Annotated in this window: 12 protein-coding genes; 11 read left to right on the top strand and 1 reads right to left on the bottom strand. The window is 60.5% G+C overall.

Going from position 1 to position 10,456, the window contains the following annotated elements; genetic code table 11:
- The first annotated feature begins 578 nt into the window (after positions 1-578).
- The 11 genes from WB528_RS12715 (at position 579) to WB528_RS12665 (ending at position 9,962) form a co-directional block, all read left to right on the top strand.
- Positions 579-1,010 carry a curlin gene (locus WB528_RS12715; RefSeq protein WP_423888765.1) on the top strand — a complete coding sequence of 144 codons (432 nt, stop codon included), beginning with the start codon at positions 579-581 and terminating at the stop codon, positions 1,008-1,010.
- A 22-nt stretch (positions 1,011-1,032) separates the two neighbouring features.
- Positions 1,033-1,329 (top strand): hypothetical protein, encoded by a 297-nt coding sequence (locus WB528_RS12710; protein WP_423888764.1) that lies wholly within the window; start codon positions 1,033-1,035, stop codon positions 1,327-1,329.
- Positions 1,330-1,460: 131 nt separating this feature from the next.
- The gene (locus WB528_RS12705) at positions 1,461-2,177 is read left to right on the top strand and encodes a Crp/Fnr family transcriptional regulator (protein ID WP_423888763.1); all 717 of its coding nucleotides are present in this window, start codon (positions 1,461-1,463) and stop codon (positions 2,175-2,177) included.
- A gap of 285 nt (positions 2,178-2,462) precedes the next feature.
- Entirely contained in the window at positions 2,463-3,164 is a 702-nt protein-coding gene (locus tag WB528_RS12700) for a hypothetical protein (protein ID WP_423888762.1), read from the top strand.
- 459 nt (positions 3,165-3,623) lie between these two features.
- Positions 3,624-3,929: a hypothetical protein gene (locus WB528_RS12695; RefSeq protein WP_423888761.1), complete on the top strand. Its 306-nt coding sequence runs from the start codon at positions 3,624-3,626 to the stop codon at positions 3,927-3,929.
- A 22-nt stretch (positions 3,930-3,951) separates the two neighbouring features.
- Positions 3,952-4,191: a PilZ domain-containing protein gene (locus WB528_RS12690; RefSeq protein WP_423888760.1), complete on the top strand. Its 240-nt coding sequence runs from the start codon at positions 3,952-3,954 to the stop codon at positions 4,189-4,191.
- Between the two features lie 373 nt (positions 4,192-4,564).
- On the top strand, positions 4,565-5,674 hold the full coding sequence (locus tag WB528_RS12685; RefSeq protein ID WP_423888759.1) for a BMP family ABC transporter substrate-binding protein: 1,110 nt from the start codon (positions 4,565-4,567) through the stop codon (positions 5,672-5,674).
- A gap of 25 nt (positions 5,675-5,699) precedes the next feature.
- A complete protein-coding gene (locus tag WB528_RS12680) occupies positions 5,700-6,809 on the top strand; it encodes an ABC transporter permease (RefSeq protein WP_423888758.1) in 1,110 nt (369 codons plus the stop codon).
- 1 nt (position 6,810) lies between these two features.
- Complete coding sequence (locus WB528_RS12675) at positions 6,811-7,737, top strand: ABC transporter permease (RefSeq protein WP_423888757.1); 927 nt, start codon at positions 6,811-6,813, stop codon at positions 7,735-7,737.
- A gap of 11 nt (positions 7,738-7,748) precedes the next feature.
- Positions 7,749-8,429 (top strand): cysteine hydrolase family protein, encoded by a 681-nt coding sequence (locus WB528_RS12670; RefSeq protein ID WP_423888756.1) that lies wholly within the window; start codon positions 7,749-7,751, stop codon positions 8,427-8,429.
- Complete coding sequence (locus WB528_RS12665) at positions 8,430-9,962, top strand: ABC transporter ATP-binding protein (RefSeq protein WP_423888754.1); 1,533 nt, start codon at positions 8,430-8,432, stop codon at positions 9,960-9,962.
- Between the two features lie 102 nt (positions 9,963-10,064).
- On the opposite strand, the gene WB528_RS12660 is transcribed toward WB528_RS12665, so the two are convergent.
- The coding region (locus WB528_RS12660; protein WP_423888753.1) for a DUF3617 domain-containing protein at positions 10,065-10,456 on the bottom strand (392 nt) is incomplete at its 5' end.

Below are 10,456 nucleotides of genomic sequence, written 5' to 3'. Positions count from 1 at the left end.
GAGCGATCGATTTATAATTCTCTCGCAGCAATCAATTGGAGATGGTGTTCTTTGCAAATGCTGATGCTTCAGCCTAATGGCGACGTTTTAGTGAAGACGGTGTTGCAGGATAGCGTTTTGGTATCTCGATTATCGTTGCAGGTGCATCGGTACCACCTGCATCCGATGTCAGACTAGTCCTCGGTGACTCACATGCCGGCACCGCCTCATCAGCTTGCGTGGCCAGATAGTGCGAACGACCTTCGCCTAATCCGATCAACCTAGATTGAATGGCGGTCTGTCGCCGGAAGTACGGTGGGTTCATATTGCATTTGATAGGCAATTCAACGGGGTTGACATACTTCAGGTCGGCGGCACCAGTGCCTCGGTGCGGCCCCCCAGAATGAAGCAGGCAACTATGTCGGCATCCTCCAGTTTGGAGGGACCGCGACGTCAGCGTGGCGCAATTCGGCACGACCAATTTCTCGTTCGTCGGCCAATCCGGCGGCATTACGACGATGGCTTTTTCGCCGCTTAACAACGTCAAACCGTGAGCTTCTTGAACCCGAAAATGATGAAACGTTATGGGGGAGACAAACATGCGATTGCGTAATCAAATCGTTGCCGGATCGCTTCTTGCTCTTGCGATGGCGGCTTCGCCGGCTGCGGCGGGTGAACGTCATAATCGGAACGTCAGCGTGATGACGATCGTCGAGTTCGGCAACGCCGTGAAACCGGTGGTCATCGACCAGACCAGCAGGATCAACATCGCGCGGGTCATCGAGGTTGGCACGGGCACGGTCGACGCAACCATCATTCAGGACGGCACCAAAAACATTACGCAGATCATCCAGGTCGGCACGACGACAAACGCGCTGATCGCGCAAGACGGTTTGAGCAACTTGGTCAACCTGCGCCAGGTCGGCGTCTCGACAAACGCGCTGATCGCACAGACAGGCAATCTCAACACCGGATTCGTCAGCCAGTTCGGGCTGAGGAATTGGCTGGCCATATTCCAATTCGCTCGATGACGAAAGCAGATGGAGGCATGTCGTGAGAATCGCTTTGCTAGCAGCAGGATTGGTCTTGCTGATGTGCGAAACAGCCCATGCCGGCGGAGCCGGCGAAAACGGAAGCCGCGACACGACGGTCGTTCGGGACGCCAACGGTGTCGCCACGATTACCCAAACCGGAGACCCTGGCCGGGCCGTGGAGAGGATCGAGAAGTCTCCCGGACGAACGACGATCTATCGTCAAAGCGGCGGCAACACCGCAATCGTAACAATGGGGGCCGGCGGGCCTGGAGCGGGAGACATTCCCGAATGGTTACATAAGTATCTCGGCCGGTAAGCAAGCCGATCTTGCTTGGTGCCCGCAACTCGATGCTCTTTCATAATCGCAGGCTGGAGGCCTTTGGGTTGACTACTGCCGATAGCCGATTTTGATCGGTATTAATACTCGACACAGTGCGGCGATCGGTGATGACCACTTTAAACTTGCCCAACCACTTCTTATCCCTGCTGTCATCGCAGGTTTTTGAACCGCTTGAACGACACCTCGCCATTGTCGACCTGCCGGAGGGCGCCGTTCTCTATCGCAACAACGAGACGATCGAGCACGTCTATTTTCCTGTCGCGGGCATGATCTCATTCGTCGTGAGACTTGCGGATGGACAACTCGTAGACACCGGATCCACAGGCTCCAATAGCGTTGCGGGCCTGACGGCGTTACACGACGAAGCAACAGCGATCAACGATGCAATCGTCCGCGTCGCAATGAAGGCAGCTATAATCAATCCTCATATCCTGAAGACGCTTGTCGCTTGCAGCGAATCATTTTGGCTCTCCTGTATTCGCCACGAGAAGATGATGCTAGTGCTGGCTCAGCGAATGGCCGCGTGCAACGCGATTCATTGTCTGGATCAGCGCCTCGTCCGTTGCCTGCTTCAGGCGCACGATCTTCTTAACGATACTGCCGTTCCTGTCTCGCTGGAATCCTTGGCGCAAATGCTCGGCGCGAATCGCAGCCACGTGGCTTTGGCGGTGCGGAGGCTCCACAAAGCCGGCTTGATCGATTATCGCCTTGGGCGGATCCTGCTCATTGATATGGACTCTCTAAGAGATGAATCATGCGAATGCTACGATGCGATCAATGCGCATTTTCGCCGCATCATCGGGTGGGATCCAGGGCGCCACTGATGTGACAATCAAACCTCTGACAACTGGGCAATAGGTCGCTCGCCGCTCTCTCGATCACGGTTGCGGCGCCAAATCAGGCGCGGAACGGTGTCAAACGGCAGCAGAACGATGCTGCAAATACGGAAGCGATCTTCGCCTAATCAAGACGACCTAAAATCAATGGCCATCTGGCGCGTTCCTTTTCGTAGGAGCACGATCTCCCATAGAATGTTGGTTGGGCAAAACCCGCCCATCGGCGCCGCCTCGGCTTCAGCGGGCTTTTCATCTTGGACGGGGAGAATCAGCATGATTGGCACGAGGTGGCGCAATCATCTAATTGCGGCCGCGGGGCTCCTTGCCGTGGCGTTTACAACCTCACTGGCCTCGGCAGATATGGAGCCATTCGGCCTTGAAGCAGTATCCTCGAGGTATTCTGACTTGATTATAATTTGGCGCGAACTCCAGCTTAAATTTGCTGAAGATGAAGGTGAGATCAGTCGGTGTCGGGTCGAGCGGGCATGCAGTTCTTCCGCTGCGAAACGCCTCATTTCTATTGTTGACGAGGCGCGTCACTATGATAGGCGCCATCTGATCGGCCACCTCAATCGATCGATCAACGCCGCAATTCCCGCAACACGCGCAAATGTACCATGGCTTTCACCGTTGGCGGCACTTAGCCAGGCCGGTGACTGCAAGAGCTACGCGATTGCCAAGTACTTAGCGCTTGCCGATGCGGGTATTGATGTCCGCGACAGGAGGCTAGTTATGCTCCGAATCGCGACGGTGCCAGCCGAATTGCACCTGGCTGTCTTGGTTAGAGACGGCGAACGCTGGCTCATCCTCGACAGCCGTACGCTCACCATCGTGGATAGTGCCGCTACACGCCAATACGTTCCGCTGCACGAGTTCGATGAAAACGGGGTTCGCGATTTCAGGGGGCCGACAAAACAAATGCTGGACACCGATGAGACAGATGAAAGGTCAACTTTTTCGAAATCCCGATCTTAATCCTCGAACTCCAACTCAAACCGATTGAAACCAATAGGTTTAGCTGCGAATTTGAAAGTCTTTCCCGATAGAGCAGCGAATTTGCCCGAAGCGAACTTGAAGATCATCTTCCCCGAATTCGTAGCACGGGCGGGCCACTGATTTGCCCGACAGGTTAAGCGAATTATTTTTACGGAAGGGGCTAGACACGGCGTCAACTGATTTGCCCGTCTCGGGCAAATCAACCCGCGCTACCAGTCGGCACTGCCTACCTTCATGGCGCTCAGCAACACCAGCGCGGCTCGCCCGGGTGCGACTTAAGGTCCTTATATGATGGGCGGCCTTTGAAGGGCGGCGGTTTCTTTAGTGTATCTTTAATCTTTTGGCGTAGTTCGAGGAAACAGTTGACCCGAATCACCGTCGTTTGGCGTGGATAAACCGGTTCGGTGTCGCCGACATTTTTTACGTTTTTGATGTTTTTTGGATCTCCAGATCGCCATGCATTTCCTGGCATCCCGCGAATATCCAATGGTCGACTACCAGACGATGGCCGAGTTTATCGGACATGAAAGGTTGTTTCGAACCACGAACGGTGTGTTCTGGCTGTACATGTCATCCGACAGGAAACCGGATCCTGAGGAACGGATCATCCGGCTGACCGCACGCGATGCCATCACATGGCTAAACGAAGCGCCGGAGCAATTCGGTTGTCTCTGGGAGTTGGCAAAGGTTGTGCCTGCGTCCCGGCGAGGCGCGAAGACCCGCAACGAAGTCCCTTTTCCCTAGATCGTCAGAACCCAGTGCGCCCATGGTCGAAGGCCGAGAATCACCCCGCTACCGAGTCAGAAAGCTTGCCTGGATCGAGCACGGCGGCGACAAAATCACGTGCACGGTGCGCGATCTCTCGCTGACCGGCGCATCTTTGGAAGTTTCCGATCCAAAGAGTGTTCCTGAAAAATTCACGCTGGTGATCCCGGAGGACGGCCTGAAAATAGCTTGTCAGGTGGTCCGGCGCACAGAATTCCGGATGGGCATCAAATTCGAATAGGCCGCGAGAACCGGCTCGCGGTTTGGGTAGCGACATCGACATCGCAGTTGGCGGGTTCTCCCTGCGTCGGCTCGGCCCAATCCGCCGCCTAATTTCTAGGCAATCCAGGAGGGTCCGGGGATCGGCACGCAGGCTATCCGGCCTCACCAAGCCCCGATTGCTCAACTCTCCCGCATACAATCCGCCAAATCTGCCGTGATTTTAGTCAGCAGCGAAATCACGGGAAATTTGCTTCCAGACCATTCCCCAATCGAAACAGGCGGATACGCCCCGCTCGGCTCTGGCACGAAGCTTGCGACTGCTCTTTCAGGCCCGTCGAACCGGCGCGGCCGCGAGATGGGAGCGGGTGCTTACCCGCCACGGGGAGTAGTCAATGGATTTCAGCAGCATTTCACGACGGCGCCTGTTGCAGGGAAGCGCGGCGCTGACACTCGGCACCGCGTTCGGCGCACGCCCAGCCGCGGCCGCGGACACCACGATCGGCTTCATCTATGTCGGTTCGCGCGACGACTACGGCTACAACCAGGCCCATGCACAGGGCGCGGCTGCCCTGAAGAAGATCGCGGGCCTCAAGGTTATCGAAGAAGAGAAGGTGCCGGAGACCGACGCGGTCGAAAAGACCATGGAGTCGATGATCAATCTCGACGGCGCGACGCTCCTGTTTCCGACCTCGTTCGGTTACTACAGCCCGCACGTGCTCAAGGTGGCAAGCAAGTATCCGAAAATACATTTCGAACATTGCGGCGGCCTGTGGAGCGACAAGGACCCGAAGAACGCCGGTAGCTATTTCGGCTATATCGACGAAGCCCAGTACATCTCCGGCATCGTCGCCGGCTACACCTCCAAGAGCGGCAAGCTCGGCTTCGTGGCGGCCAAGCCGATCCCGCAGGTGTTGCGCAACATCAACGCGTTTACATTAGGGGCCAAGCTCGCCAATCCGAAAGTTACTACGCAGGTGATCTTCACCGGCGATTGGTCGATGCCGGTCAAGGAGGCCGAAGCCACCGGCAGCCTGATCGACCAGGGCATCGACGTACTGACCTGCCATGTCGACGGTCCGAAGACCATGGTGGAAAACGCCGCGCGTCGCGGCGCCATGGTGTGCGGCTATCACGTCAACCAGTCGCCGCTTGCGCCCAAGGCCTATCTCACCGGCGCGGAATGGAACTGGGAAGCGCTCTATCCGAAGTTCATCAAGATGATCGCGTCGGGCGAAGGCATTCCAAACTTCTATCGTGGCGGCCTGAAGGAAGAGATCGTCAAGGTCTCGGCTTACGGCCCGGCGGTGGGCGAACAGGCGCGCAAGCACGCCGACGACGTCAAGGCCAAGTTCATGGCGACCGGGCTTTCGATCTTCAAGGGCCCGCTGCTGGACAACAAGGGCAAGACCGTTGTCGCCGCCGGCACCGAGCGCCCCCAGCAGGATCCCGAGCTCGAAAAGATGGACTATCTGGTCGAGGGCGTGGTCGGAGCGACTTCGTGACATCTGGCGTGATTGGAGCGACTTCGTGACATCAGAAGTAGCTGATCCGGGAGAGGTGGTGGCCGTTGCGCCTTCCTCCGATCCCGGATTTCTCCAGCGCCACGGCGCCACCATCGAATACATCCTGATCCCGGGCGCGGCGCTTGCCGGCGCGCTCGTGGTGTTCGGCGTCTTTGTCGCGCTGTTCGGCAAGAACCCGCTCGACCTGTATTTCTACATGTACCAGGGCGCGTTCGGGACCTGGTTCTCCTGGCAGAACACGCTGACCCGCGCCGCGCCGTTGATCCTCACCGCGCTCTGCACCGCGCTGCCCGCGCAACTCGGCCTTGTCATCATCGGCGGCGAAGGCGCGCTCCTGATCGGCGCATTATCGGCGACATCTATCGCGCTCACGGTGCCCTCGGCTCCGCCGCTCGCGGTCCAGTTCGCAATGGCGGCGGCCGGCATGACCGGCGGCGGCTTGTGGATTTTGCTTTCGGGGGGCTTACGGCAATATCGCGGCGTCAACGAAACGATATCGAGCCTCTTGCTGGTCTATATCGCGCTCGCCATCCTCAACCATCTGGTCGAAGGTCCGATGCGCGATCCGGCGAGCCTCAACAAGCCGTCGACGCGCGAGATCGGCGCCGCCAACATGATCGGCTCGATTCCCGGCACCGAGGTGCATTGGGGCCTGGTATTCGGCCTGATCGCCGCGATCGCTTCCTACATCCTGATCTATCACACCACCTTCGGCTTCGCGGCGCGCGTCGCCGGCGGCAATGTGCGCGCCGCCAGGATCGTCGGCCTCTCCGTCGGCAGACTGGTCCTGACCATCTGCTTTTTGGCCGGGGCCTGCGCGGGCCTCGCCGGCATGGTCGAGGTCGCCGCCGTGCAGGGACGCACCAACGCCAACCTCGCCGCCGGCTACGGCTTCACCGGAATCCTGGTCGCGTTCCTGGCGCGGCAAAATCCGCTTGCGATCATTCCGGTCGCGATCCTGCTCGGCGGCATCGGCGCGAGTGGCGGCCTGTTGCAGCGAAGGCTCGGCCTGCCCGACGCCTCCGTTCAGGTACTGCAGGGAATTATCTTCGTGTTCGTGCTGGCGAGCGATGCCTTGTATGGACGGATCGGCTTTCTGAAGGGGAAATCCTGACATGGCTGGCGGGTCGATCGGACTCTGGACCGTACCGCTCGCCGTATTCGGCGGCGCCATCCGCGTCTCCACGCCGTTCCTGTTTGTGAGCCTCGGGGAATGCATCACCGAGCGAAGTGGCCGCATCAATCTCGGCCTTGAAGGCACGCTGGTGATGGGCGCGATGAGCGCTTACGGCATCTCCTACCTCACCGGTTCGCCGTGGCTAGGCGTCTTTGCCGCCGGCATCACCGGCGCCATGCTGGGCGTGCTGCACGCCGGTATCTGCTCGCTGCCGCGCGTCAATGACGTTGCGGTGGGTATTGCACTCATGCTGTTCGGCACCGGGCTCGCATTTTATCTCGGCAAGCCGCTGATCGAGCCGACGGCGCCGCGGCTGCCGGCGATAGATTTCGGCTGGTGGAGCGATATCCCGCAGGTGCGGGCGGCGCTTCGCGTCAACGTGCTGTTTCTGCTGGGCGTGTTGCTCGCGCCGATTCTCTATTGGGCGTTTCGAACCACGCGCTGGGGTCTCCTGATCCGCACCGCCGGTGAAAGCTCGGACGCCGCGCGCGCCATGGGCCATTCGGTATTGCTGATCCGCCTGCGCGCCACCATGGTCGGCGGCTTCCTCGCCGGAGTCGGCGGCTCGTTCCTGTCGCTGTTCTATCCCGGAAGCTGGAACGAGGGCCTGTCCTCGGGCCAGGGCATCACGGCGGTCGCGCTCGTGATCTTCGCGCGCTGGGACCCGATGCTGTGCCTGTGGGCCTCGCTCGCCTTCGGAGGTGCCGCGGCATTGGGACCGGCCTTGCAATCGGTCGGCGTCACCTCCGGCTATCATCTGTTCAATGCGGCGCCTTACATTTTGACGCTTGCGATCATGATCATCACCTGCTCGCCGAAACGCACGCTGACCGGCGCGCCCGCCGAACTATCGATCACCCGTTGACGAGGCCGACCATGCCCGAGCGCACCATCAAGTCCGAACCCTATGCGTGGCCCTATAATGGCGACCTTCGCCCCGAGAACACCGCGCTTGTTGTTATCGACATGCAGACCGACTTCTGCGGCGTCGGCGGCTATGTCGACAAGATGGGCTACGATTTGTCATTAACCCGCGCGCCGATCGAGCCGATCAAACGCCTGCTCGCGGCGATGCGCGCCAAGGGCTACCACATCATTCACACCCGCGAGGGACACCGTCCGGACCTTGCCGATCTTCCCGCCAACAAGCGCTGGCGTTCGCGCCAGATCGGCGCCGGGATCGGCGACCCCGGCCCGTGCGGACGCATTCTCGTGCGCGGCGAGCCCGGCTGGGAAATCATTCCGGATCTCGCGCCACTGGCAGGCGAGCCGATCATCGACAAGCCCGGCAAGGGATCCTTCTGCGCCACCGATCTGGAACTGATGCTGCGCCTGCGCGGCATCGAGAATCTCGTCCTGACCGGCATCACCACCGACGTCTGCGTTCACACCACCATGCGCGAAGCCAACGACCGCGGCTTCGAATGCGTGCTGCTCGAAGACTGCTGCGGCGCGACCGACAGAGGCAATCACGACCACGCGGTGAAAATGGTCAAGATGCAGGGCGGCGTGTTCGGCGCGGTGGCGAAATCAACCGACCTGATCGGAGCGATTTAGGTGATCATCGGCGAAATACCCCCGCCCTCCGGCGCGTTCGGCGTCGACGCCATTGCGATGACCATGCGCTTTGGCGATTTCACAGCGCTCGACGATGTCGGGTTGAAGGTACGTCCCGGGACGTTGCACGCGCTGCTCGGGGAAAACGGCGCGGGCAAGAGCACGCTCGTCAAATGCATCATGGGCTACTACCACGCCACCGAAGGCCAGATCATCGTCGGCGAGCGCGAACAGGCGATCGCCAATCCGAAGGACGCGCATGCGCTGGGCCTGGGGATGGTGTACCAGCACTTCACGCTGGTGCCGGCGATGACGGTGGCGGAAAACCTGGTGCTGGCGCGCAATGACGTGCCGGCCGTGGTCGCTTGGGCCAGGGAAAAGAAAGAGCTGGAAGCTTTCCTGTCGGGGATGCCGTTCAAGGTGCCGCTCACTGCCCGCGTCTCCGATATCTCGACCGGCGAACGGCAGAAGTGCGAGATCCTCAAGCAGCTCTATCTCAAGCGGCGCTTCCTGATCCTGGACGAACCGACCTCGGTGCTCACGCCTGGCGAGGCCGATGAAGTCCTGGGCATGCTGCGCGCCATGGTCGAAAAAGGCGAACTGACCATCCTGATGATCACCCACAAATTCCGCGAAGTGATGGCGTTCGCTGATGAAGTGACCATCCTGCGCCGCGGCAAGCTTGCGGGCAAAGGCCTGGTCAAGGAGATGACGCCCGATGCGATGGCGCGCGCGATGATCGGCGCGGAAGAACTCACCATTCAGCCGCCGCGCTCGGGCGAGACCGGCGGCGTGCGGCTTGAACTCAACAAGGTCTGCGCGCTCGACGATGCCGGCGCGGTCGCGGTGAACGACGTCTCGCTTGCCGTGCGCGGCGGCGAGATCGTCGGCATCGCCGGCGTCTCCGGCAACGGCCAGCGTCAACTCGTTGAAGTGCTCGCCGGTCAGCGCGAGGCCGAAAGCGGCGAAATCCGCGTCGCGGGCGATGCCTATCATGCCAGCCGCGAGGAGATGCGCCGGCACAAGATGTCGCTGTTGCCGGAGGAGCCGCTGAAAAACGCCTGCGTCGGCGGCATGAGCGTCGCCGACAATGTCGCCTTCCGCGAGTTCGACCGCGCGCCCTTTGCCAAGGGCGGCTGGTGGCTCAACCGCGCGGCCTTCCGAAGCGATGCGGAGCGGAAAATCAACCGCTACAAGATCAAGACCCGCGGCCCGGATACGCCGATCTCGGCGCTATCGGGCGGCAATGTGCAGCGCGCGGTGCTGGCGCGCGAGCTCGGCGGCGATGTCGAAGTGCTGATCGCCGCCAATCCCTGCTTCGGGCTCGACTTCGTGGCGGTCGCGCAGATTCATGCCGAGATCATGGCGGCGCGCAACCGCGGCGCCGCGGTGCTGCTGGTCAGCGAGGATCTCGACGAACTGCTCGAGCTATCGGACCGGCTGGTGGTGATGTTTCACGGCGAGTTCGTCTACGAGGCCCGCGCCAGCGAGGCGAACCTGACCGAGGTCGGCCGTCACATGGCGGGGCACTGACGGCAGATGCCGAAAGTTGAGGGGAATCACCGCCCTCTCAACCTGAAGAGCGCCGGGTCGCCGGCGCGTGACGCGATGAGTAAATCGGGGGCGAATCGCGGCCTATTTGCCGAGCTGCGTGGCCGCATCTGGCGTGAGCGCCCGCTTCTGCAATTCCGGAATATTGACCTTGAGGCCGTTCGCCATGACGACGTCGCCCGGCTGTTGACCCGCGGCGCACGCGCCAAGCCACTTGCCTTCCATCGTCATCTTCGTCGCCGGCAGGTCAGAGCCTTCGGCCGTCACCGTCATGGCGTAGGCGCTGTCGAAGCTGCCGGTGATATCGGCATGCGCGCTCGCCGGCTTGCCATTGAAGCTGCATTTGGAATCGATCGACATCCCACGGTCTGACGTCTTCACCTCGCGGTTGGTGCAGGCCGGCAGCGACAACGGACCGGCGCTCGATTGCAGCATTTGATCGGTAGCCGCATCGATGCATTGCTGCACCGTGACCG

Origin of the sequence: Bradyrhizobium sp. (genome assembly GCF_049586575.1) — a bacterium.
Classification (GTDB): Bacteria; Pseudomonadota; Alphaproteobacteria; order Rhizobiales; family Xanthobacteraceae; genus Bradyrhizobium.
The sequence above is the reverse complement of the archived record's forward strand: the minus strand, read 5'-3'. Positions and strand labels throughout refer to the sequence as shown.